Source organism: Streptomyces kryoterrae (genome assembly GCF_054072135.1).
Genome location: NZ_CM133358.1, coordinates 7,777,250 through 7,801,025 on the forward strand (window position 1 = coordinate 7,777,250; position 23,776 = coordinate 7,801,025).

17 protein-coding genes are annotated in these 23,776 nt (G+C 70.0%); 6 read left to right on the forward strand and 11 right to left on the reverse strand.

Annotated elements, in window-relative coordinates:
- The first annotated feature begins 69 nt into the window (after positions 1-69).
- Positions 70-726: an ANTAR domain-containing response regulator gene (locus ACW4TU_RS34480; RefSeq protein WP_457419692.1), complete on the forward strand. Its 657-nt coding sequence runs from the start codon at positions 70-72 to the stop codon at positions 724-726.
- A 98-nt stretch (positions 727-824) separates the two neighbouring features.
- Here ACW4TU_RS34480 and ACW4TU_RS34485 read toward each other — a convergent pair whose 3' ends face one another.
- From ACW4TU_RS34485 to ACW4TU_RS34520, 8 genes are all read right to left on the reverse strand, one after another.
- Complete coding sequence (locus tag ACW4TU_RS34485) at positions 825-1,541, reverse strand: ABC transporter ATP-binding protein (RefSeq protein WP_457419694.1); 717 nt, start codon at positions 1,539-1,541, stop codon at positions 825-827.
- Complete coding sequence (locus tag ACW4TU_RS34490) at positions 1,538-2,419, reverse strand: ABC transporter ATP-binding protein (RefSeq protein WP_457419696.1); 882 nt, start codon at positions 2,417-2,419, stop codon at positions 1,538-1,540. Before ACW4TU_RS34490 ends, ACW4TU_RS34485 begins: the two co-directional genes overlap by 4 nt.
- A complete protein-coding gene (locus ACW4TU_RS34495; RefSeq protein ID WP_457430473.1) occupies positions 2,416-4,188 on the reverse strand; it encodes a branched-chain amino acid ABC transporter permease in 1,773 nt (590 codons plus the stop codon). Before ACW4TU_RS34495 ends, ACW4TU_RS34490 begins: the two co-directional genes overlap by 4 nt.
- A 5-nt stretch (positions 4,189-4,193) precedes the next feature.
- A complete protein-coding gene (locus ACW4TU_RS34500; RefSeq protein WP_457419698.1) occupies positions 4,194-5,126 on the reverse strand; it encodes a branched-chain amino acid ABC transporter permease in 933 nt (310 codons plus the stop codon).
- Between the two features lie 110 nt (positions 5,127-5,236).
- The gene (locus ACW4TU_RS34505; RefSeq protein WP_457419700.1) at positions 5,237-6,454 is read right to left on the reverse strand and encodes a branched-chain amino acid ABC transporter substrate-binding protein; all 1,218 of its coding nucleotides are present in this window, start codon (positions 6,452-6,454) and stop codon (positions 5,237-5,239) included.
- Between the two features lie 240 nt (positions 6,455-6,694).
- Positions 6,695-7,372: a hypothetical protein gene (locus ACW4TU_RS34510; protein WP_457419702.1), complete on the reverse strand. Its 678-nt coding sequence runs from the start codon at positions 7,370-7,372 to the stop codon at positions 6,695-6,697.
- 139 nt (positions 7,373-7,511) lie between these two features.
- Positions 7,512-7,976 (reverse strand): PaaI family thioesterase, encoded by a 465-nt coding sequence (locus ACW4TU_RS34515; RefSeq protein ID WP_457419704.1) that lies wholly within the window; start codon positions 7,974-7,976, stop codon positions 7,512-7,514.
- A 69-nt stretch (positions 7,977-8,045) separates the two neighbouring features.
- The gene (locus ACW4TU_RS34520) at positions 8,046-10,364 is read right to left on the reverse strand and encodes an FdhF/YdeP family oxidoreductase (protein WP_457419706.1); all 2,319 of its coding nucleotides are present in this window, start codon (positions 10,362-10,364) and stop codon (positions 8,046-8,048) included.
- A 176-nt stretch (positions 10,365-10,540) separates the two neighbouring features.
- Between ACW4TU_RS34520 and polA the strand changes: the two genes are divergently transcribed.
- The gene (gene polA, locus ACW4TU_RS34525) at positions 10,541-13,267 is read left to right on the forward strand and encodes a DNA polymerase I (RefSeq protein WP_457419708.1); all 2,727 of its coding nucleotides are present in this window, start codon (positions 10,541-10,543) and stop codon (positions 13,265-13,267) included.
- Between the two features lie 512 nt (positions 13,268-13,779).
- Here the strand turns inward: polA and ACW4TU_RS34530 are convergent.
- Positions 13,780-14,691: a DUF4184 family protein gene (locus ACW4TU_RS34530; RefSeq protein ID WP_457419710.1), complete on the reverse strand. Its 912-nt coding sequence runs from the start codon at positions 14,689-14,691 to the stop codon at positions 13,780-13,782.
- Between the two features lie 429 nt (positions 14,692-15,120).
- On the opposite strand from ACW4TU_RS34530, the gene ACW4TU_RS34535 reads away from it, so the two are divergent.
- The 3 genes from ACW4TU_RS34535 to pgfA all read left to right on the forward strand — a co-directional run bounded on the left by ACW4TU_RS34535 (position 15,121) and on the right by pgfA (position 18,204).
- Positions 15,121-16,887, forward strand: a complete 1,767-nt coding sequence (locus ACW4TU_RS34535) for a lytic transglycosylase domain-containing protein (protein ID WP_457419712.1) — start codon at positions 15,121-15,123, stop codon at positions 16,885-16,887.
- Between the two features lie 159 nt (positions 16,888-17,046).
- A complete protein-coding gene (locus ACW4TU_RS34540) occupies positions 17,047-17,181 on the forward strand; it encodes an SPW_0924 family protein (protein WP_164314740.1) in 135 nt (44 codons plus the stop codon).
- Positions 17,182-17,211: 30 nt separating this feature from the next.
- Positions 17,212-18,204: a cell envelope lipid trafficking protein PgfA gene (pgfA, locus tag ACW4TU_RS34545; RefSeq protein ID WP_457419714.1), complete on the forward strand. Its 993-nt coding sequence runs from the start codon at positions 17,212-17,214 to the stop codon at positions 18,202-18,204.
- Here the strand turns inward: pgfA and hrpB are convergent.
- Positions 18,194-20,719 (reverse strand): ATP-dependent helicase HrpB, encoded by a 2,526-nt coding sequence (gene hrpB, locus ACW4TU_RS34550; protein WP_457419716.1) that lies wholly within the window; start codon positions 20,717-20,719, stop codon positions 18,194-18,196. The two genes, pgfA and hrpB, sit on opposite strands and share 11 nt — an antisense overlap.
- A gap of 81 nt (positions 20,720-20,800) precedes the next feature.
- Positions 20,801-21,610: a class I SAM-dependent methyltransferase gene (locus tag ACW4TU_RS34555; RefSeq protein WP_457430474.1), complete on the reverse strand. Its 810-nt coding sequence runs from the start codon at positions 21,608-21,610 to the stop codon at positions 20,801-20,803.
- Positions 21,611-21,995: 385 nt separating this feature from the next.
- On the opposite strand from ACW4TU_RS34555, the gene rpsA reads away from it, so the two are divergent.
- Positions 21,996-23,504, forward strand: coding sequence for a 30S ribosomal protein S1 (gene rpsA, locus ACW4TU_RS34560; RefSeq protein WP_457419718.1), 1,509 nt, complete (start codon positions 21,996-21,998; stop codon positions 23,502-23,504).
- The last annotated feature ends 272 nt before the right edge of the window (positions 23,505-23,776 follow it).

A 23,776-nucleotide genomic window follows, 5' to 3' on the forward strand; every position in this document is an offset into this window, starting at 1 on the left:
GGTGCCCACTGTCGGCATCATCTAGGTACGCTCTTGCCAGCAGCACCCCGCCCTGAACGAGGAGCCCCCGTGACCGCCCCCGAGTCGCCCCAGCCCGCAGACGCGCCCGACGACGACAAGTCGCACGTGCCTCCGCTGACGACCCGTGTCGTCATTGCCGAGGACGAGGCGCTCATCCGGCTCGACCTCAAGGAGATGCTCGAAGAAGAGGGCTACTCCGTCGTCGGTGAGGCCGGTGACGGCGAGGAGGCCGTGGAGCTGGCCCGTCTGCACCGGCCCGACCTCGTCATCCTCGATGTGAAGATGCCGAAGCTCGACGGCATCTCGGCGGCCGAGAAGATCGCCGAGGAGTCCATCGCGCCGGTGCTGATGCTGACCGCCTTCTCGCAGCGCGACCTCGTCGAGCGGGCCCGGGACGCCGGAGCCATGGCGTACCTCGTGAAGCCGTTCAGCAAGAGCGATGTCGTGCCGGCGATCGAGATGGCGGTGTCGCGGTTCAACGAGCTGCGCACGCTGGAGAAGGAGATCGCGGATCTCACCCTGAGGCTGGAGACCCGCAAGCTCGTCGACCGTGCCAAGTCGGTCCTGCAGACGGAGTACGGCCTGTCCGAGCCCGCCGCGTTCCGGTGGATCCAGAAGACGTCGATGGACCGGCGTATGTCCATGCAGCAGGTCGCGGAGGCGGTCATCGCGGACGCCGAGGAGAAGAAGGCCGCCAAGGGCTGACGCGGCCACGGACGGACGTACGAGTACGAGGAGGCCCGCACCCCCGGCCAGGGGTGCGGGCCTCCTCGTGTACAGCCGTGTGCGTACCGTCGAAGGACTCAGTCCTCGCCGAGGTACGCCTTTCTGACCGAGTCGTCGTGCAACAGGTGCTGGCCGGTGCCGGAGAGCACGATGTTGCCGACCTCCATGACGTGTCCCTGGTCGGCGAGGGAGAGCGCCGCCTGGGCGTTCTGCTCGACGAGGAGGATGGTCGTGCCGGAGGCCTTGAGCTCGGCGATGGTGGCCATGATCTTCTGCATCATGATCGGGGAGAGGCCCATGGAGGGCTCGTCGAGCATGAGCAGTTTGGGCTGGGACATCAGGGCGCGGCCCATGGCGAGCATCTGCTGTTCGCCGCCCGAGAGGGTGCCTGCCGCCTGCTTCCTGCGTTCGCCCAGGATGGGGAACAGGTCGTAGGCGCGCTGGATGTCCTTCTCGATGCCGGCCTTGTCGGTGCGCAGGAACGCTCCGAGCTGGAGGTTTTCGGTGATTGTCAGCCGGGGGAAGATGTGGCGTCCCTCGGGCGAGTGGGCGAGGCCGAGGGCGACGATCTTGTGCGCGGGGACTCCGCTGATCGGCTTGCCGTCGAAGAGGACGCGGCCGCTGCTGGGCTTGAGGAGCCCCGAGAGGGTGCGCAGGGTGGTGGTCTTGCCGGCGCCGTTGGTGCCGATGAGGGTGACGATCTGGCCGGCCTCGACGGTGAAGGAGATGCCCTTGACGGCTTCGATCTTGCCGTAGGCGACCTTGAGGTCCTCGACCTCTAGCAGTGCGGTCACTGGGCGGGTCCTTCCGTGCTGGTGGTGCTCTGCGCTCCGGCGGCCTCGGCCGCTTCGACTTCGGCGATCTCCTCGGCGCCGGGGGCGCCTTCGAAGGGTGTGCCGAGGTAGGCGGCGATGACGCGGTCGTCGTTCTGGACGACTTCCGAGGTGCCTTCGACGAGCTTTTCACCCTGGACGAGACAGGCGACGCGGTCGCTCAGATTGAAGATGAAGCGCATGTCGTGCTCAATGACGAGGACGGCCATGCCCCGGTCGCGGATGGCGAAGACGAGGTCTTCGGTGGCCCGTGTCTCCTGGGGGTTCATGCCGGCGGTGGGCTCGTCCAGGAGGAGGAGGCCGGGTTCGCTCGCCATGGCCCGGGCGATTTCGAGCTTGCGCTGTTCGCCGTAGGGGAGGTTGCGGGAGAGGTGGTCGGCCTTGTGGGCGAGGCCGATGAACTCGAGGAGTTCCATGGCGCGTTCGCGGGAGGTGGCTTCGGCCTTGCGGAAGCCGGGGCCGCGGAGGAGGGCCGACCAGAGGCCTTCCTTCGTTCTGGTGTGACGGCCGACGAGGACGTTTTCCAGGACGGTCATGTTGGCGAAGAGCCGGATGTTCTGGAAGGTGCGGGCGATGCCGGCGCTGGTCACGAGGTGGGGCTTGGGCGGGAGGACCTTGCCCTTGTAGGCGACCCTGCCTTCGGTGGGGACGTACAGGCCTGTCAGGCAGTTGAAGAAGGTGGTCTTGCCCGCGCCGTTGGGGCCGATGAGGCCGACGATCTCACCGGTGTTGACGGTGAGGTCGACGTTGCGTACGGCGGTGAGGCCGCCGAAGCGCATGGTCACGCCGGTGGCTTCGAGGACGGGGCTGGTGGCCGTGGTGGTGGTCATGCGGGTCACGCCCCTGCCTTGGTGACGCCGACGGTGCTGTCGGGGAGGCCGGTTTCGGGGTTGTCGAGTTGGCCTGTTTCGTGGAATTCGAGCTGGCGGCGCCGGTTGGCGATGATGCCTTCGGGCCGGAAGCGCATGAGGACCACGAGGGCGAGTCCGAAGGCGAAGAGCTGGTACTCCTTGAGGAAGCCGAGCTTCTCGGGGAGGAGGTAGAGGAGCGTGGCGCCGAGGATGGGGCCGTTGACGGTGCCCATGCCGCCGAGGACGACCGCGGCGAGCAGGAAGGCGGAGTTCGGCGGGACGGATCCGGCGAACTGGTAGGGGGCGGGGTTGACGCTGTAGCCGACGTGGGCGCTGACCGTACCGGCGAGGCCGGCGAGGGAGGCGCCGAGTGCGAAGGCGATGAGTTTGACGCGGAAGCCGTTGATGCCCATGGCGGTGGCGGCGGTCTCGTCCTCGCGGATGGCGATCCAGGAGCGGCCGATGCGGGAGTCGGCTGCCCTGTTGAAGACGACCACGACGATCGCGGTGATGATCAGCATCAGCAGGAAGTAGTTCGCGAACCGGCCGAGGGTGATCGAGCCGATGTCGTGGGAGGTCCCGAAGTTGAAGCCGAAGATGTCCAGGTCGGGGATCATCGAGATGCCGTTGGGGCCGTTGGTGATATTGGGGCCGGAGGTGCCGTCCAGGTTGTTGACGGTGATGCGGAAGATCTCTCCGAAGCCCAGGGTGACGATGGCGAGGTAGTCGCCGCGCAGTCGCAGGGTGGGGGCGCCGATGAGGACGCCGAAGACGAGCGAGGCGAGCATGCCGGTGAGCATGGCGGCCCAGAAGGGGAACTGGACGCCGGAGAACCGGGAGAACTCGGAGCCGGAGACCAGGGCTGCGGCGTAGGCGCCGACGCCGAGGAAGGCTACGTATCCGAGGTCGAGGAGTCCGGTGAGGCCGACGACGATGTTGAGGCCGAGGGCGACGGTGGCGACGACGAGGATGTTCACGCCGATGTTGGCGTTGTGTTCGTCGTTCTCGACGAAGGGGAAGAGCGCCGCGGCGAGGAACGCCATGGAGGTGGCGAATCCCTTGTGGCGGGCGTTGAGTTCCGAGATGCGGTCGAAGAGGCCGGCGGTGAGCAGTGCCCAGGCGCCGAAGACGATCAGCAGCAGGTAGCCGAGGAACGTTTCGCTGGCGTCCGGGTCGACGCCGATGCCGTAGGCGAAGACGAGCAGGGCGAGGGCGGTGGCTGCGGAGATGACGAGGCGTTCGACCCAGCCGGGGAGCCTGACCGCCGCGGGGATGTTCTCGGGCTTGGTGATGTAGCTCTTGACCGTGTCGCCGGGCTGGGGGAGCGCGAGGGCGCCGAGGAGGGCCACCAGTGAGGAGATCGCGGCGACGTAGGCGCCGGGGTCGAGGGCCACGAGGCCCTTGAGGTCGACGACGATCGCGATGGTGGTGAACCAGCTGACGGCGAACGCGGAGGCGGCGGCGAGAGCGACGGGCGCGGTGGCGCCTGCCGGGTTGAGCCAGTTGAGGCCGCGTACGTTCCAGAGGGTGAGCGCGTACAGGAGGGTGAGTACGCCGGCGACGAGGGCGAGGATCTGGAGTCCGGCCGGGGAGCCGTAGTAGGTGAGGTCCCCGGGGAATTCGGACGTGTAGGTCCACGACATGAAGGTGCTGGCGATGGTGCCGGCGGCGCCGATGGCGATGAGGACGCGTGCGGTGCTCTGGGGGAGTGCGATGAGGCCGCGGGGGGTGGCCGTGGTCTGGTCGGTGGTTGCCATGGTGCTCACGCCCTGTCCGCGACGCGTTCGCCGACCAGGCCTTGTGGCCTGAACAGCAGTACGAGGATGAGGAGGACGAAGGCCCAGACGGATGCCCAGCCGCCGCCTCCGAGCTGCTGCATGCCGGGGATGCCGTCGATGTAGGAGGTCGCCATGGTTTCGGCGAGGCCGAGGACGAGGCCGCCGATCATGGCGCCGTAGATGTTGCCGATGCCGCCGAGGACGGCGGCGGTGAAGGCCTTGAGCCCCATCTGGAAGCCCATGTCGTACTTGACCGAGCCGTAGCGCAGGCCGTAGGCGACCGCGGCGACCGCGGCGAAGAACCCGCCGATGGCGAAGGCGATCACGATGATGCGGTTGGTGTCGATGCCCATGAGCTGGGCGGTGTCGGGGTCCTGCGCGGTGGCCTGCATGGCGCGGCCGGTGCGGGAGAGGTTGACGAAGAGGGCAAGGGCTGCCATGCAGAGGGGGGCGGCGACGATGACGAACACGGAGCCGCTGCTCACGCTGACGGAGCCGATGTGCAAGGGGCCGAAGCCGAGCTGGGGGAAGTTCCGGTCGGTCTTGGCGTCGGGGTACCAGTTGAAGACGGCCTGCTGGAGGGCGAGGGAGAGGCCGATGGCGGTGATGAGGGGTGCGAGGCGTGGCGCTCCGCGTAGTGGTCGGTAGGCGAAACGTTCTGCCCCGACCGCGATGAGGACGGAGACGAGTCCGCCGCCGATGAGCATCGCCGGTAGGGCTAGCCACATGGAGGTGTTGTCCGGGAGAACGAAGAGGTAGACCGTGAGTGCGCCGAAGCCGCCGGTCATGAAGATCTCGCCATGGGCGAAGTTGATGAGCTGGACGATGCCGTACACCATCGTGTATCCGATGGCGATCAGCCCGTACATCGAGCCGAGGAACAGCCCGTTGGCCAGCTGCTGCGGCAGAGTGTTCACCGCATGGCCTCCATGTGGGTGGTGGGGAGTGAGCAGGGCGTGAAACGGGCCGCGCGGTGACGTGTGGTCGTGGCCGCGCGGCCCGGGGGTGGTGCTAGCGGCGGTGGAGATCAGCCGTTGAACGTGCCGCTCTTGACGGCCTTCCACTTGCCGTCGACGACCTGGTAGACGGTGAGCTGCTTGTTGGTCGTGTCACCGTACTCGTCGAAGGCCACGGGGCCGGCGATGCCCTCGAACTTGGTCTTCTGCACCTCGGCGACGATCTGGGCGCGGGCGTCGTCCGGGACCTTGCCGTCCTTCACGACGTTGCCGATCGCCTTGATGATGGCGGTCGCGGCGTCGTAGGAGTAACCGCCGTAGGTGCCGTAGTCGCCCTTGAGGCCGGAGGCCTTGTACTTCTTGATGAAGTCCGCGGCGGAGGGCAGGGAGTCGACGGGCGCGCCGACGGAGGTGACGAGGTCGCCCTCCGAGGTCTTGCCGGCGCTCTCGATGTAGGTCGGGGTGAACATGCCGTCACCGCCGAACAGCGGGACCTTGGCGCCGCCGTCCTTGAGCTGCTTGGTGAGCTTCTCGGACTCGTCGTACTGGCCGCCGTAGTAGACGAGGTCGGCCTTGGAGTTCTTGATCTTGGTGACGAGGGCCGAGAAGTCCGTGTCGCCGGTGTTGACGTGGTCCTCGCCGGCGACCTTGCCGCCGGAGCCGGTGAAGCCGGCCTTGAAGAGCTTGGCCAGGCCCGCACCGTAGGTCTGCTTGTCGTCGACGACGAAGACGCTGCGCTTCTTGAGCGTGGTGTAGGCGTATTCGGCCGCGAAGCCGCCCTGGAGGGCGTCGGTGGTGGCGGTGCGGAAGTACGTCTTGAAGGGACGTGACTTCGCGGTCTGCCAGTTCTTGCCCTGGGTGAGCTCGGGCGCCGTGTTGGAGGGCGAGATCTGAACCAGGTTGGCGGTGGCGAAGACCTGCTGCATCTGGGTGGCGACGCCGGAGTTCAGCGGGCCGACGACGCCGAGGACCTTGTCGTTGCTGACGAGCTGGGTGGCGTTCTGCTGGCCGCTGGCGGGGATCGCCTTGTCGTCCAGCGCCTGGACCTTGAAGGTCACGCCGGGGACGGTGTTGTTCTTGTTGGCGTCATCGACGGCGATCTGCACGCCGCCCTGGATGCCGAGGCCCGTGGCGGAGTTCTGGCCGGTCAGTGGGGCGTCGACGCCGATGATGATCTCGGTCTTACTGTCGCTCTTGTCTCCGCTGTCGTCGCGTGAACCACACGCGGTCAGTGCGAGTGCTCCCGTGGTGAGCATGGAGGTGAGTACGACCAAAGAACGCTGACGCACGATTAAATCCTCTCCCTGGCGCAGCGGCCCTGCTGGGCTGCCGTGTGTCTCGCCGGGCCGTACTGGGGTGGAGCAGGTCGTTCTGTAGACGCGCCCGGCGGCGCGGTGACTGGCCGTGACTCTAAGCCCCGCTGTGGGTGGGAGCATATGGGAGGGCTTGCTTGTGACTTTCTTGTTATGACGTGTCGGTTGATGATCCTTGGCTGAAGCGGATCTCAGCCAGTTTGGCCTGAATTTTTGTCAGTCCATACTTTGAGAATCCGCGTCCTCGATTGCCTCTGCCTGTGCCCTTGTGCTTGGCCCCCGGGGCAAGGGGTGGCAGGCCCTGTCGAGAAGCTGGGAGAGGTCGTCGGGGTAGGCGCCGCCGAACCTGAAACGGTGCTGCTGTATTGCGCGCGTGTTACGCAGCGTTACGTCAAGAAATGGCAGATCCGTGTCGAGGGGGAGGCCCGTGCAGTCGACCACGGAGATCTGGACGGTGATCCGGCGCGTGGTCCCGGCGCTGACGGTGGAGGCCTCGGTGGGCGAGATGCGGGCGCTGAGACCGTCGACGGCGGCGCCGGTGACGCGCAGGGTGACGGGTGGCCCGCCCTGCACGGTCACCGCGAACCGGAACAGGCCGCTGGTGGGCGCGGAGTCGAAGGTCGCGGCGAGTCCTGTGTACCGGAACGTGGTCACGTTCGCGGGCCACGGAATGGCGGTGAGGGTGCTGGTAGGGGCGGACGGCTCCGGGGGCAGGAGGACGATGACGCCGGCTGTCGCGGCGGCGAGCGCGGCGGTGCCGAGAAGGGTTCTGCGGACGCGCGGCGACAGAGCCCGCCAGCGATCCGTGATGGGTGGTGTGTCGGCACCGATGACTTCGTAAGTCTCTTGCGCGTCCGGCGAGTTGACGGGTTCGACGGGGCCGATGCCGGTCATGGTCGCAGCCTCATGGGGGAACGGTAGACCCCGGCCCGTCCCGCGTTCGAGGGTGCGGCCGGTTCGGGGCCGTAGGAGGGTCCGGGGGCGCCGCCCCCAGGGGTGGACGGGGCGGGGGCGGCGAGAGCGGGAACCCCCCTCAGCCGGCCGTGGGCGCGTCCCGCAGCAGGCACGTCAGGCGTGCCGTGCACACCCGCTTGCCGGCCTCGTCCGTGATCACGACCTCGTACGTCGCCGTCGTCCGCCCCCGGTGCACCGGCGTGGCCACGCCGGTGACCAGCCCGGAGCGGGCCCCGCGATGGTGGGTGCAGTTCAGGTCCACGCCGACGGCGATCTTCGTGCTGCCCCCGTGCAGCATCGCTCCGACCGACCCGAGCGTCTCGGCCAGCACCGCGGACGCGCCTCCGTGCAGCAGTCCGTACGGCTGTGTGTTGCCCTCGACGGGCATCGTGCCGACGACCCGGTCGGCCGACGCCTCCACGATCTGCACGCCCATCCGGTTCCCCAGGTGTCCCGCGGAGAACATGGCGACCACGTCGACACCCAGCGCCGCGTACTCGTCGATGACCTCTTGCGGGAACTTCACATGCTGCTGCTCACCCATGGGGTCCGGCTCCGTTCGTCGTGGTCGGCGCGGCGTTCGTACGTCTGTGTCCATCGACTGAGCAAACGCTCAGTCGGTAGCCGATTGTTCCAGACGCACGACCACGGACTTGCTGGCCGGGGTGTTGCTGGTGTCGGCGGTGGCGTCCAGCGGAACCAGGACGTTCGTCTCCGGGTAGTAGGCCGCCGCGCATCCCCGGGCCGTCGGGTAGAACACGATCCGGAACCCGGGCGCCCGGCGCTCGACGCCGTCCTTCCACTCGCTCACGAGGTCGACGTACGACCCGTCGGCGACCCCGAGGGTCCGCGCGTCCTCGGGGTTCACCAGGACCACACGGCGGCCGTTCCTGATGCCCCGGTAGCGGTCGTCCAGGCCGTAGATCGTGGTGTTGTACTGGTCGTGCGAGCGCAGGGTCTGCAGCAGCAGGCGGCCTTCGGGGAGCTTCGGGAACTCGACGGGTGCCGCGGTGAAGTTCGCCTTGCCGGTGGCCGTCGGGAAGCGGCGCTCGTCGCGCGGGGCGTGCGGGAGGGTGAAGCCTTCCGGGCGGGCCACGCGCGCGTTGAAGTCCTCGAAACCGGGGATCACGCGCGCGATGCGGTCGCGGACCGTGGCGTAGTCCTTCTCGAACTCCTCCCAGGGGGTGCGGGAGCCCTCGCCCAGGACGCGCCGGGCCAGCCGGCAGACGATGGCCGGTTCGGAGAGGAGATGCGTGCTCGCCGGCTCCAGACGGCCCCTGGAGGCGTGCACCATGCCCATGGAGTCCTCGACCGTCACGAACTGCTCTGTGCTTCTCCCGTTCGGGCCGACCTGGAGGTCGCGCTCGGTGCGGCCGAGCGTCGGCAGGATCAGCGCACGCGCGCCCGTGACGGCGTGCGAGCGGTTCAGCTTCGTCGACACGTGCACGGTGAGCCGGGCGCGGCGCATGGCCGCCTCGGTGACCTCCGTGTCGGGGGAGGCGGAGACGAAGTTGCCGCCCATGGCGAAGAAGACCTTCGCCTCGCCGTCGCGCAGGGCGCGGATGGCCCGTACGACGTCGTAGCCGTGTTCGCGGGGCGGGGCGAAGCCGAACTCCTTCTCCAGGGCGTCGAGGAAGGCGGGGGCGGGGCGCTCGAAGATGCCCATCGTGCGGTCGCCCTGCACGTTCGAGTGGCCGCGCACCGGGCACACGCCGGCGCCCGGGCGGCCGATGTTGCCGCGCAGGAGAAGGAAGTTGACCACTTCGCGGATGGTGGGCACGGAGTGCTTGTGCTGGGTCAGGCCCATCGCCCAGCACACGATGGTGCGTTCGGAGGCCAGGACCATGCCGAGGGCCTTTTCGATCTCCGCGCGCGTGAGGCCCGTCGCGGTGAGGGTCTCGTCCCAGTCGGCGGCGCGGGCCGCCTCCGCGAACTCCTCGTAGCCGTGGGTGTGTTCACGGATGAAGGCCTCGTCGACCGCGCCCTGGCCCGCGCCGGAGGCGCTGTCGGATGCAGCCAGGACGAGCTTGTTGAGGAGACGGAAGAGGGCCTGGTCGCCGCCGATGCGGATCTGCAGGAACAGGTCCGTGAGGGCCGCGCCCTTGATCATGCCCTGGGGGGTCTGCGGGTTCTTGAAGCGTTCCAGCCCGGCCTCGGGCAGCGGGTTGACGCTGATGATCCGCGCGCCGTTCGCCTTCGCCTTCTCCAGGGCGGAGAGCATCCGGGGGTGGTTGGTACCCGGGTTCTGGCCGGCGACGATGATCAGATCGGCCTTGTAGAGGTCCTCCAGGAGGACGCTGCCCTTGCCGATGCCGATGGTCTCGGAGAGCGCGGAACCCGACGACTCGTGGCACATGTTGGAGCAGTCGGGGAGGTTGTTCGTGCCCAGCTCGCGGGCGAACAGCTGGTAGAGGAAGGCCGCCTCGTTGCTGGTGCGGCCCGAGGTGTAGAAGAGGGCCTCGTTCGGCGAGCCGAGGGCCTTCAGCTCCTCGGCGACGATGTCGAAGGCGCGGTCCCAGGAGACCGGTTCGTAGCGGTCGGCGCCCTCGGGCAGGTACATGGGGTGGGTGAGACGGCCCTGCTGGCCCAGCCAGTAGCCGCTGCGGCCGGCCAGGTCGGTCACGGTGTGGGCGGCGAAGAACTCGGGGGTGACGCGGCGCAGGGTGGCTTCCTCGGCGACGGCCTTCGCGCCGTTCTCGCAGAACTCCGCGGCGTGCCGGTGCTCGGGCTCCGGCCAGGCGCAGCCGGGGCAGTCGAAGCCGTCCTTCTGGTTGACCCGCAGGAGGGTGAGCGCGGTGCGGCGGACGCCCATCTGCTGCTGGGCGATGCGCAGGGTGTGGCCGATGGCGGGCAGTCCGGCCGCGGCATGCTTGGGGTCGGTGACCTGCGGCGCGTCCTGGACCGGATCACTCTTGGGCGGCTTGCTGGCCATGGCTGAGCCCCTTCGCTTGCACGTGTCTCTCCGCTTGCACGTGGTGGGTGTGCGCATCACTCACCTGCGTGTGTGCCACCTGTTCGATCCTCGCACGGGGTGGCGACAACGGTGTGGACAGGTCTGGAGGGCTCGGGCGTCCCGCGTTGTCAGTGGCACGTGGCAGGATCGGGGTCGTGGCAGAAACAGCATCGAAGAAGACCGAGAAGACCTCCGGCACCGGCCGCCCCCGGCTGATGCTCATGGACGGGCACTCGTTGGCGTACCGCGCGTTCTTCGCGCTGCCCGCGGAGAATTTCACGACCGCGACGGGACAGCCGACGAACGCGATCTACGGCTTCGCGTCGATGCTCGCCAACACGCTGCGCGACGAGGCGCCCACGCACTTCGCGGTGGCGTTCGACGTGTCCCGCAAGACCTGGCGCTCCGAGGAGTTCACGGAGTACAAGGCGAACCGGTCGAAGACGCCGGACGAGTTCAAGGGGCAGGTCGAGCTGATCGGCGAGCTGCTCGACGCGATGCACGCGGAGCGGTTCGCGGTCGACGGTTTCGAGGCCGACGACGTCATCGCCACGCTGGCCACGCAGGCCGAGGCCGAGGGCTTCGAGGTGCTGATCGTCACCGGCGACCGGGACTCCTTCCAGCTGGTCACCGAGAACACGACGGTGCTGTATCCGACGAAGGGCGTCTCCGAGCTGACCCGGTTCACGCCGGAGAAGGTCTTCGAGAAGTACGGGTTGACGCCGGCCCAGTACCCGGACTTCGCGGCGCTGCGCGGCGACCCGTCCGACAACCTGCCAGGCATTCCCGGGGTCGGTGAGAAGACGGCGGCGAAGTGGATCAACCAGTTCGGGTCGTTCGCGGACCTGGTCGAGCGGGTCGAGGAGGTCAAGGGCAAGGCCGGGCAGAACCTGCGCGACCACTTGGACGCCGTCAAGCTCAACCGCCGGCTCACGGAGATGGTCCGGGACGTCGAACTCCCGAAGACGGTCACGGACCTGGGGCGTGCCGCGTACGACCGTACGGCGGTGGCGGTCGTCCTCGACACCCTGGAGATCCGCAACCCCTCGCTGCGCGAGCGGCTGCTGGCCGTCGATCCGGGCGCCGAGGAGGCCGACGCGGGCCCGGTCGCCGAGCCCGGGGTCGAGGTGGACGGCACGGTGCTCGGCACGGGCGAGCTGGCCCCCTGGCTCACCGGGCACGGCACGGAGGTCCTCGGCGTCGCGACGGTCGACACCTGGGCGCTGGGCAGCGGCTCGGTCGCCGAGGTGGCGTTCGCCTCGGCCGGGGGAGCGGCAGCCTGGTTCGATCCGGCGGAGCTGGACGAGGCCGACGAGAACGCGTTCGCGGCCTGGCTGGCCGACGCGGACCGGCCCAAGGTGTTCCACAGTGCCAAGGGCGCGATGCGGGTCTTCGCGGAGCACGGCTGGACCGTGGCCGGGGTGAGCATGGACACGGCCCTGGCCGCGTACCTGGTCAAGCCGGGCCGGCGTTCCTTCGATCTGGACGCGCTGTCCCTGGAGTACCTCGGCCGTGAACTGGCGCCCGCCGCGACGGCTGACGGCCAGCTGGCCTTCGGTACGGACGAGGGCGCGGAGGCCGACTCCCTGATGGTGCAGGCCCGCACGATCGTCGACCTGGGCGAGGCGTTCGGCGAGCGCCTCCAGGAGGTCGGCGCGGCGGATCTGCTGAGGGACATGGAGCTGCCGACGTCGGCGCTGCTGGCCCGTATGGAGCGGCACGGCATCGCGGCGGACCGGGCCCACCTGGAAGCCATGGAGCAGATGTTCGCGAGCGCTGTGCAGCAGGCGGTGAAGGAGGCGCACGCGGCGGTCGGTCACGAGTTCAACCTCGGCTCGCCCAAGCAGCTTCAGGAGGTCCTCTTCGGGGAGCTGGGTCTGCCGAGGACGAAGAAGACCAAGACGGGCTACACGACGGACGCGGACGCCCTGGCGTGGCTGGCGACCCAGACGGACAACGAACTGCCGGTCATCATGCTCCGCCACCGCGAGCAGGCGAAGCTGCGTGTCACCGTCGAGGGCCTGATCAAGACGATCGCGGCGGACGGCCGTATCCACACCACGTTCAACCAGACGGTGGCGGCGACGGGCCGGCTGTCCTCCACGGACCCCAACCTCCAGAACATCCCGGTCCGTACGGACGAGGGCCGTGCCATCCGGCGCGGCTTCGTGGTCGGCGAGGGCTTCGAGTCGCTGATGACCGCGGACTACAGCCAGATCGAACTCCGGGTGATGGCCCATCTCTCGGAGGACGAGGGCCTGTTGGAGGCGTTCACGTCGGGGGAGGACCTGCACACCACGGTCGCCTCCCAGGTGTTCGCGGTCGACCGCGACGCGGTGGACGCGGAGATGCGCCGCAAGATCAAGGCGATGTCGTACGGCCTGGCGTACGGTCTGTCGGCCTTCGGCCTGTCCGGGCAGCTGAACATCGACGCGGGCGAGGCCCGCGGTCTGATGGACACGTACTTCGAACGGTTCGGCGGCGTACGGGACTATCTGCGCCGGGCTGTCGACGAGGCGAGGGCGACGGGCTACACGGAGACCCTCTTCGGCCGCCGCCGGTACCTTCCCGACCTGAACAGCGACAACCGCCAGCGGCGCGAGATGGCCGAGCGCATGGCCCTGAACGCCCCGATCCAGGGCACGGCGGCGGACATCGTCAAGATCGCCATGCTGAACGTGGGCCGGGCGCTGGAGGAGACGAAGCTCAAGTCCCGCATGCTGCTCCAGGTCCACGACGAAATCGTCCTGGAGATCGCCCCGGGCGAGCGCGAGGCCACGGAGGAGCTGGTCCGCCGGGAGATGGCGGGCGCGGTGACCCTCCGGGCACCGCTGGACGTGTCGGTGGGCTCGGGGCTCGACTGGGAGTCGGCGGCACACTAGCGCTCTGGCGCTCCGCTGGGTGGGCGGTTCGTTCGGGCGGGCGGGTTGTCTGCCTCGGGCCGGTGAGGGCTGGTCGCGCGGCTCACCCGCGCCCCTGCGGGGCGCGGGTGAGCCGCCTCGGCCGGCCAGTCCTGGGCGGCCCCAGGGACTCGCCCCGGCCTCCGCCGAGCCCGTCACCCGCGTGGCCCTCGCGGGCACGCCTGCCCCGGGTCCGCCCGACAGGATGCGGGCATGGGTATACGCACGCTCATCCGCCGGACGGCCCCCACGCGCTCTCCGATACCGGCCTTCGCGGCCGACGCGAGCACCGCCCGTATTCCCGGCGGCAACCTGGCCGTCGCATCCCTCGGATGCCGTGCGGACGCACTCCGTCGAGCCCTCGCGCCGCCCGCCCGCACTCGCCGTGCCCGCCTCGGCCCGCCCTCCGGGCCCCCGGTGTCCGGCCGCGTCCAGGCCTGGCGCCTGTGGGCCGGCCGGGGGCGCGAGTGGCTGCGCCGGCCGCTTCGTGGCGGTCAGCGAGAGCCCGTACGCCCGCCGGCCCGTCCTCCCGCGTGATCCTCCGCGTCCCTCTCCGTACGACCTTCTGTACGGACGTGCTGGTCTTCCGGGGCGTGGGCCCCCGTCCGCTCCCCGGGGCGCCGGACCCTGACCCCCGCCGCGTACAGGATCAGCCCCGACAGCAGGCCCGCACCCGCTCCGAAGCACAGTGTCGGGATCACCTCCCACGGCCTTGCCGTCGCACCCCAGTACGCCCACCAGTGGACCACCCGCTGTACCGCCCCCGCCGCCGCGCAGCCGCCGATCACGGCGAGGGCCAGCCACCGGTCGCGTACCGACAGCACCGGTACGCCGCTCGGCCCGCCCGCGCCGGTCCGCCGCAGCGCGTGGTACACGAACCCCGCGATGACCACCATGGCCAGGGCCGAACCGCCGTACTGCAGGTACCAGTACAGAGGTGAGCCCCGCAGTTCGGCGTCCAGGACGGGGAACAGCCGCACCCCCCACCGGTCGTGGTGCGTGAAGGCGTCCCAGACGACATGGGTCAGGGCGCCGAAGGCCGCCGAGGCGTACCACCGGAGGATCAGGGACGGAGTCACCCGCGCGCGGGGGGTTCCGCAGCGCAGCAGGGTCGCTGTCCGGCCCTGCCGGGAGCGTGGCAGCAGGGCGACCAGCGGCTCACGCAGGAGCAGCCACAGGGCCACCAGGACCCAGGCGACGGCCACGTCGATCGTGAAGACGCCCGGGAAGGAGTGGGTGACGGCGCCGAACTCCATCGCCCGGGGCAGGACGCTCGCCGCGAAGTAGGTCAGATCGGGGGAGAAGGAGCCGGCGACGAGTACCGCCGGTACCAGTCGGCCGCGTCCGGTTCCGTCGGCGCGTACGGCGGGCAGTACGGCCGCCGCGTGGCTGAGAGTGAACGGCAAGGAGGCTCCCTGGAGCGGATGTTGACGGGGGTGGGCCACCCCGATGATCACCGTCGTCCAGTATGCGGGACGGCCGCGGGCTGCGGCGGGCGGTGAGAGGACGGTGGGAGGGGCACGTGAAAAGCCGCGCGCGGGCCGCCCGGCTCTGTGGAAAGCGACGAACCACAGTTGGCCAATCGGTGAATATCGGGCACGAACGGGTGTCCGCGCAACGCAAGTTGTCGTAGGGTCGCCTGGGTCGGCCTGCTGGGGAGCATGGTCGAACACGGAAGCGCAACGTAGGCGTAACGCGCCAACAAGGCGTGTAATCGGGCGAAATGGCCGATTCGCAAGGCTGGCCGAGATCGCTTGGGACTGGTCGAGATCGGCCAGGACCGGACGAAAACAGGCGGAACAGGGCGGCTTGCCGCCCACGGGAGGGTTCTCTGTATGGCGGCGTACATCGGCAGGAGGCTCCGCAAGGGGGCGGCGACGACCGCTGTGGCCGCACTCGCGGTCGCGGCTCTGTCCGCGTCCCAGGCTCCGGGGGCGACGGTCGACGACCAGGGCAGGCAGACCGCCAGCGACTCCCAGCCCACGTCCGAGGTGACGGCCGACGACAGCGCGAGCGCGACCGGCAACTCGCCGTACTACACGGACCTTCCACCGCTCCACAGCCCGAACCCCAGTCCGAGCCCGGCGCAGTCGTCGACCATAGGCACGCCGGTCTCGCTCGGTGAGGCCGAGGCCGGCATACCCGCGACCGTCCTCGACGCCTACAAGAAGGCCGAGGCGGCGCTGGGCACGGCCAAGCCCGGCTGCAACCTGCCCTGGCAGCTCCTCGCGGCCATCGGCAAGGTCGAGTCCGGTCAGGCCCGCGGTGGCCAGGTCGACGCGAACGGCACCACCACCAGCCCGATCCTGGGCCCGCAGCTCGACGGCAACGGCTTCGCGCTCATCAAGGACACCGACAACGGCGCGTACGACGGCAACAGCAGCTACGACCAGGCCGTCGGGCCCATGCAGTTCATCCCGTCGACCTGGGCGTGGGCGGGCCGCGACGGCAACGGCGACGGCAAGTCGGACCCCAACAACGTCTACGACGCGGCCCTCGCCGCCGGCCACTACCTGTGCCGGTACGGCTGGGACCTGTCGACACAGGCCGATCTCAACCGCGCGATCCTCAGCTACAACAACTCGACGGACTATCTGAACCTCGTCCTGTCGTGGCTGGAGTACTACCGCAAGGGCACCCACGAGGTCCCGGACGGCACGGGCACGGTGCCCGTCAGCCGCAGCGACGGCACCTCCGGAGCGGGCCCCACGACGTCGCCGGTCACGACGACGCCGCGCCCCGCCCCGAGCACGCCGGGGACGAGCACCCCGGCCCCGGCGAAGCCCGGCAGGCCCACCGTGCCGACCCCGACGCCCGTGCCCACGCCGACGGCCACCGACACGGTGGACCACCTGGAGGACGCGGGTACCGCCAAGCTCACCGCGACGGCGGGCGACGCGTTCACCAAGAGGATCAGCACGCGCGCGGAGACCGCGGCCGGCGAGGCGGTCGGCAAGGTCAGGATCCGCTTCACGATCGTCGGCGACACCGACACCACCTTCACCGGCGGCGAGAACGTCGCCACCGTCGTCACCGACAGCACCGGAGTCGCGGTCGCACCCGTGCTCCAGGCGGGCGAGACGACGGGCGCCTTCACGGTCCGCGCGGTCGTCGTCGGCCGTACCGTCAGCGCCCTCGACTACTCGGTCACCGTCACCGCCCGCGCCGCCGACACCCTCGCCCGCACCGGCACCACCGCGCTCACCTGTGTGGCGGGCGGCGAGTTCGCCGACCAGGTCGAGGTCAAGGCGACGTACGACGGCGCTGTCGCGGACGGTGTCGCGGCCACCGCGACCCTGGTCACCTCGGCCGACGACGCGACCGCGAACGCCAAGGGCCCCTACTTCAAGGACGCGGACGGTAAGACGGTCCGCACCCTCACGGGCCTCGAAACGGACGCGAACGGCCTGCTCAAGCTGCCGAAGCTGTACGCGGACGACACCACCGGCACCTTCCTGCTCCGCATCACCACCACCGGCGGCGCCACCCTGACGGTCGAGCTGACGGTGACAGCGGCACCCACCGCTACCGAATCCACGACGGAATCGACGACTCCGACCGAGTCGGCCAGTCCCTCGGCCTCCAGCTCCCCGAGCGCGTAGGTCGTCGTACGCGTCAATACGCGGGAAAGCGGCACCCCGTTCACGGCGAGGGGTGCCGCTTTCTCGTGTGTGCGGGCTGTTCTCATCTCGGCCGCCCGTTGCTACCGTGCCCGACCTGACACCCCGTCAGTTCATGGTCGACGGCCGGGGAGGCCCCGTATGCGTGCCCTGATCGCCGCCGCGACCGGCCTCGCCCTCGCGTTCGCGCTCGTCCTCACGATCACGGCCCTGGGCTCTCCGGCGGGCACGACGTCCCCGAAGCCGCTGCTGACCACGGTCCCGTCACACCCCTAGTCGCCGCACCTCTCCGGGAGGGAGGCCGAGATGCGCCGAAAGTCCGGCCTGATCCTGCTCGCCCTCGCCGTGTTCTTCGCGGCGCTGTCCCCGCTGCTGCGCTGGTACGCCTTCCCGCGCCTCGCCAAGATCCCGGCGAACCAGTACACGACCATGGTCCTGGAGGCGAAGGACGCGACCCTCCTCGACTACGACTCGCTGCACTCCAAAAAGGTCCCCAAGGTCACCATCGTGCAGACCCTCAAGGGCAACGTCGAGGCCTCGGAGAAGATCGAGAAGACGGCGGGGCGGGACGTCGTCGTCTGGGACGGCCTCTCCTACGTCCAGGGGCCCGACGGGAAGATGGTCTCGAAGATCCCCGAGCGCTACATCTTCGACGCGCACACCCAGGAACCCGTCCACGCCACCGGGGAGATGGTCGACGGCTACCCGGTGAAACGGGAGGGCATCGAGTTCAAGTGGCCCTTCCTGGTCGAGAAACGGGACTACGAGTACTTCGACGCGCAGGCACGGGTGACCGCCCCCATCCACTACAAGGGCACACAGACCTTCCGCGGCCTGTCGGTCTACTACTTCGAGCAGACCATCCCGTGGACGAAGATTCCCTTCCCCCACTACATGCCGGTCAAGGGCATCACCGCCGAGGAGGTCGCCGCGTCCGGTACGACCCGCTGGTACACCACGGTCCGGAAGTTCTGGGTGGAACCGGTCACCGGTGCGCCCGTCCGTGCCGAGGAGATCCACCAGGAGGAACTGCGCGGAGGCAGGATCCTTCAGGGGCGCGAGAAGGTGACGGCCTTCTCCGGGGACGTGAAAATGCGCGAGGACTACATCGACTCGACGGTCGCCCTCGTCAAGTCCCAGCGCGTACTGGTCCTGCTGCTGACCTCGTACCTGCCCTGGGGCTTCCTGACCCTGGGCGTGCTCCTGCTGGCCCTCGCCCTCTACCTGGAGGCCCGTGGCCGCAGGCCGGCGGACCCCGCCCGCGCGCAGACCTCAACCCCCGAGCCGGTCAACGCCTGAGCCGTGCGTTCGTGTGCCGCGTCGGCTCGGCGGTCGCCGGGTCCTCGGGCCACGGATGCTTCGGATACCGGCCGCGCAACTCGGCGCGCACGCCCTTGTAACCGTCCTTCCAGAACGAGGCGAGGTCGGCGGTGACGGCGGCGGGCCGTCCGGCGGGCGACAGCAGATGGACGAGCACCGGCACACCGGCCACGGCGGGCGACTCCCGCAGGCCGAACATCTCCTGCAACTTCACGGCGAGCACGGGCCGTTCGGGATCGGAGTAGTCGATCCGGATCCTCGACCCACTCGGCACGGCCAGCCGCTCCGGCGCCAGCTCGTCGAGGCGGCCGGCCTCCCCGGAGGCCCACGGCAGAAGCCGGTTGAGTGCCTGCCCCGCCTCGATCCGGCCCAGGTCGGCCCGCCGCCGCGCCCGGCTCAGCTCGGGCTCCAGCCACTCGTCCACGCGCGCGTGGAGGGCGTTGTCGGAGACGTCCGGCCAGGGAGCGCCCAGGTGCAGATGAAGAAACGCGAGCCGCTGCCGCAGCGTCCCGGCGTCCGCGGACCACCGCAACAACCCGAGCCCCTCCTGCCGCAGCCCCTGAAGAAGGGCATCGCGTACGAGTCCGCGGTCGGGGTCCCGCAGCGGACGCACCGCCAGCTCCACCGCCCCGAGCCGCTCGACCCGCCGGGCGACGACGTCCCCGTCGGCCCAGCGGACCTCCTCGCCGGTGGAGTGCAGGGCACCGGCGGCCGACCGCGCGGTGTCCTCGTCGACGGTGGCGGCCAGCCGCACGCGCGCGTGCCCGGACCCCACCGGCCGGTCCGCCACGGCGACCGCGATCCAGGGCGCGCCCCGCAGCGCCGAACCGTCACCGGCCTCGGCGCGGGTACCGGACACCATCAGATACGAACCCCCCTGAGCCCTGGCGACCCGCTCGGGAAAGGCGAGCGCCGCGACGAGCCCGACCGCGCGGTCGTCCCCGTTGGCCGGGGCGGAGCCTTTCGCGGGATCGCGGGACACGGGGTCGGGCGCCGCCGAGCGCAGCCTGCGGGCCTCCGTCCGCCAACGGGCCGCGTACGCGTCGTTGCCGCGGCGGGCCGTGCGCCAGGCCGCCGCGAGATCGTCGCCGTACTCCCGCGGCGGCTCCTCGCTCAGCAGCGCGACCACCTCGGCGGCCCGGGCCGCGCCCACCTCCGGAGCCGCGTCCAACAGGGCCCGGGCCAGCCGGGGGTGCAGGCCGAGGCGGGACATACGGGCACCCCGGTCCGTGGCCCGCCCACCGGCGTCCACCGCGCCGATCGCCGTCAGCACCGCCCGCGCCGCCGCCATCGCACCGCCCGGCGGCGGGTCCAGCAACGCCAGCCCGGAGGCATCAGGGTCGCCCCAGCAGGCCGCCTGAAGGGCGAACGCCGTCAGGTCGGCCACCTTGATCTCGGGAGACGGAAAGCGCGTCAGGCGGGCGTCCTCGGCCTCCGCCCAGCAGCGGTACACCGCCCCCGGCGCCTCACGCCCGGCCCGCCCCGCCCGCTGCCGCCCGGCCGCGTGCGAGGCCCGTACCGTCGTCAGCGCGCTCAGCCCGCGCGCATGGTCCACCCTCGGCTCCCGCGCCAGCCCGGAGTCCACGACCACCCGCACCCCCGGAACCGTCAGCGACGACTCCGCCACCGACGTCGCCAGCACCACCCGGCGCCCCGACCCGCCCGACAGCACCGCGTCCTGCACCGCCGCCGGCGCCCGCCCGTGCACCTGGAGCACCTCCACCGCGGGCCCGAGGTCCCGCAACTGGCCCGCCACGCGCGCGATCTCCCCCACGCCGGGCAGGAAACACAGCACGTCCCCCGCCCGCTCGGCCAGCGCCCGCCGCACCACCGACGCCACATGCGTCAGCAGCGCCGGATCGACGCGCATACCGTGCGGCGGCCGTACCGGACGTCCCGGCGGCGCCCACACCACCTCCACCGGATACGACACACCCGCGGCCTCGACCACCGGCGCACCCCCCAGCAGGGCTGCCCAGCCCTCGGCGTCGGTCGTCGCCGACGCCGCCAGCAGCCGCAGTTCGGGGCGCAGCGCCGCCCGTACGTCGACCAGGAACGCCGCCGCGGTGTCCGCGTCCAGGTGCCGTTCGTGGCACTCGTCGAGCACGACCACGTCGACGCCCGGCAACTCCTGGTCCCGCTGCAGCCGTTGCAGCAGCACGCCGGTCGTGACGACCTCCACGCGCGTGCGTGGCCCGACGACCCGCTCCCCGCGCACGGTGTACCCGACGCTCGCGCCGACCTGCTCGCCCAGCAGCCACGCCATCCGCCGCGCCGCCGCCCGCGCGGCGATCCGCCTCGGCTCGGCGACCACGACCCGCCGCGCCGGTCCGCCGTCCCCCAGCAGACCCGCCAGCGCCAGCGGCACCAGCGTCGTCTTGCCGGTACCGGGCGGCGCCACGAGGACGGCGGTGCCGTGCGCGTCGAGCGCGTCGGTCAGGTCGGGCAGGGCACCGCGTACGGGCAGAACGTCCAGGGCGTCGTAACGGATCACGCCCCCAGTGTCGTACGTGTAGGAAAAACGCCCCCCACGCGTGCGTGGAGGGCGTTTTCGAAGCCGACTGCTCGGGCCTGCTCAGTCGCGCTCGCAGACGAAGATCGCCGTCCCCGGGATGAGGTTGCCGCGCAGCGGGGACCAGCCGCCCCACTCGGACGTGTTCCAGGCCGGCCACTCCGGCTCGACCAGGTCCACCAGGCGGAAGCCGCCCGCCACCACGTCCCGGACGCGGTCGCCGACCGTCCTGTGGTGCTCGACGTACACCGCGTTGCCGTCGTCGTCCTGCTCGACGTACGGCGTGCGGTCGAAGTACGAACCCGAGACGGACAGGCCCTCAGGACCCGGCTCGTCGGGGAACGCCCAGCGGACCGGGTGCGTCACCGAGAAGACGAAGCGCCCGCCCGGGCGCAGCACCCGGCGCACCTCGCGCAGCACCAGCACCGGATCGGCGACGAACGGCATCGCCCCGTACGCCGAGCACACCAGGTCGAACGAGCCGTCCGCGAAGGGCAGGGCGCCCGCGTCCGCCTCCACGAGAGGGACACCGCCGCCGATCCGCAGGGCGTGCTGGAGCTGACGGTGGGAGAGGTCCAGGGCCACCGGACGCGCGCCCTGGGCCGCCAGCCAGCGCGAGCACTGGGCCGCGCCGGCGCCGATCTCCAGGACGTCCTTGCCCTTGAGGTCCTCGGCCGGGCCGAGGAGTTCCGCCTCCACCTCGTCGAGGCCCTCGGGGCACCAGACGAAACGGTCGTCGCCGAGAAAGGTGCCGTGCTCGTTCTGGTAGTCGTCCGCGTTCCGGTCCCACCAGCCCCGGTTGGCCCGGGAGCTCTCGGTGACTCCGGCGGCGCGCCGGGTGGCGTCCGGCTCGGGCGATTCGGGCTCTTGGATGGTCGGCTCCCTCGTATTAGTCTGCGGGCTCTTCCGTCGGACCTGTTCCGGCGGTGTCGCGAATGGGACGTCATCGCGCCCGCGTGGCCTCCTGGGGCACGTCTTGTGCCGGGAATGCGGCGATCCGCCCCGGGTGTGCGCCTTCGCGCATTGACCCTGCCTGGCTGCCCCCGTATGCTACAAGTTGCGCTGCGGGCCTGCGCACCTCAGACGTAGCAGGCTGCGCTCGCATCTGTATGTATGTCCCCTCGGTTGTCGAGGCGCCACAGGATCTTTCGGTCCTGATGTGGCGCTTCCTTGGCTGTCCGGCCTTCTGCAGAGCGAAACGGGCTCCCGGCGTAAGCAGTACCTACGACTCTCTGTCCGTACCGGAGCCCTTTCCCACATGACGAGCAGCACCGAGATCACCGCCACCACTCCGCAGGTTGCGGTCAACGACATCGGTGACGAGGAAGCATTCCTCGCCGCTATCGACGAGACGATCAAGTACTTCAACGATGGCGACATCGTCGACGGCGTCATCGTCAAGGTTGACCGGGACGAGGTTCTCCTCGACATCGGTTACAAGACCGAAGGTGTCATCCCGAGCCGCGAGCTCTCGATCAAGCACGACGTCGACCCGAACGAGGTCGTCAAGGTCGGCGACGAGATCGAAGCCCTTGTTCTCCAGAAGGAGGACAAAGAAGGCCGCCTGATCCTCTCGAAGAAGCGCGCCCAGTACGAGCGCGCCTGGGGCACCATCGAGAAGATCAAGGAAGAGGACGGCATCGTCACCGGTACCGTCATCGAGGTCGTCAAGGGTGGTCTCATCCTCGACATCGGCCTCCGTGGCTTCCTGCCGGCGTCCCTCGTCGAGATGCGTCGAGTCCGCGACCTCCAGCCCTACGTGGGCAAGGAGCTCGAGGCGAAGATCATCGAGCTGGACAAGAACCGCAACAACGTGGTCCTGTCCCGCCGCGCCTGGCTCGAGCAGACCCAGTCCGAGGTGCGCCAGACGTTCCTCACGACCCTGCAGAAGGGTCAGGTCCGCTCCGGCGTCGTCTCCTCGATCGTCAACTTCGGTGCCTTCGTGGACCTGGGTGGCGTCGACGGTCTCGTGCACGTCTCCGAGCTTTCCTGGAAGCACATCGACCACCCCTCCGAGGTTGTCGAGGTCGGCCAGGAAGTCACCGTCGAGGTCCTCGACGTCGACATGGACCGCGAGCGTGTCTCCCTGTCGCTGAAGGCGACGCAGGAAGACCCGTGGCAGCAGTTCGCCCGGACGCACCAGATCGGTCAGGTCGTCCCGGGTAAGGTCACGAAGCTCGTCCCGTTCGGTGCGTTCGTCCGCGTGGACGAGGGCATCGAGGGTCTGGTCCACATCTCCGAGCTGGCCGAGCGCCACGTGGAGATCCCGGAGCAGGTCGTCCAGGTCAACGACGAGATCTTCGTCAAGGTCATCGACATCGACCTCGAGCGCCGTCGCATCAGCCTCTCGCTGAAGCAGGCCAACGAGTCCTTCGGTTCCGACCCGGCCTCGGTCGAGTTCGACCCGACGCTGTACGGCATGGCCGCGTCGTACGACGACCAGGGCAACTACATCTACCCCGAGGGCTTCGACCCCGAGACCAACGACTGGCTCGAGGGCTTCGAATCCCAGCGCGAGGTGTGGGAGAACCAGTACGCCGAGGCGCAGCAGCGCTTCGAGCAGCACCAGGCTCAGGTCATCAAGTCCCGCGAGGCCGACGCTCAGGCCGAGGCCGAGGGCACCAGCACGACGGGTGCGGCTCCGGCCGCCTCCGGTGGTGGCGGCGGCGGCTCGTACTCCTCGGAGTCGGACGACACGTCCGGCGCCCTGGCGTCGGACGAGGCCCTTGCGGCGCTCCGCGAGAAGCTGGCCGGTGGCCAGAGCTGATCGCTGCCGCTGAGGCTTAGCAGCTGACTGAGGGGCCCGCACCTTTCGAGGTACGGGCCCCTCAGTCCTGTGCGCTTCGGGTTGTCGTTCGGCCGCGGGTCGTTTGTGGCCCGTCGCGCCCACGCCGCGGAGCCGCACATCAATGCGGCCCCGCGCCCCTCAAGGGAGTTGGCCCTGCCGTTCTCGCGAGTTGTGACTCCGAGCGGGTGCCGGCGGGAATGCTCATGTCTCGTGCGGCGTTGTGGAGTGTGAACACGAGGAGGAGCGGTCAC

Excerpts from the sequence above, each read along its gene's own strand:
- ACW4TU_RS34495 (WP_457430473.1), bottom strand. The coding sequence starts at position 4,188 with ATGGCAACCACCGACCAGACCACGGCCACCCCCCGCGGCCTCATCGCA.
- ACW4TU_RS34510 (WP_457419702.1), bottom strand. The coding sequence starts at position 7,372 with ATGACCGGCATCGGCCCCGTCGAACCCGTCAACTCGCCGGACGCGCAA.
- ACW4TU_RS34515 (WP_457419704.1), bottom strand. The coding sequence starts at position 7,976 with ATGGGTGAGCAGCAGCATGTGAAGTTCCCGCAAGAGGTCATCGACGAG.
- ACW4TU_RS34520 (WP_457419706.1), bottom strand. The coding sequence starts at position 10,364 with ATGGCCAGCAAGCCGCCCAAGAGTGATCCGGTCCAGGACGCGCCGCAG.
- ACW4TU_RS34535 (WP_457419712.1), top strand. The coding sequence starts at position 15,121 with ATGGCGGCGTACATCGGCAGGAGGCTCCGCAAGGGGGCGGCGACGACC.
- ACW4TU_RS34540 (WP_164314740.1), top strand. The coding sequence starts at position 17,047 with ATGCGTGCCCTGATCGCCGCCGCGACCGGCCTCGCCCTCGCGTTCGCG.
- pgfA (WP_457419714.1), top strand. The coding sequence starts at position 17,212 with ATGCGCCGAAAGTCCGGCCTGATCCTGCTCGCCCTCGCCGTGTTCTTC.
- rpsA (WP_457419718.1), top strand. The coding sequence starts at position 21,996 with ATGACGAGCAGCACCGAGATCACCGCCACCACTCCGCAGGTTGCGGTC.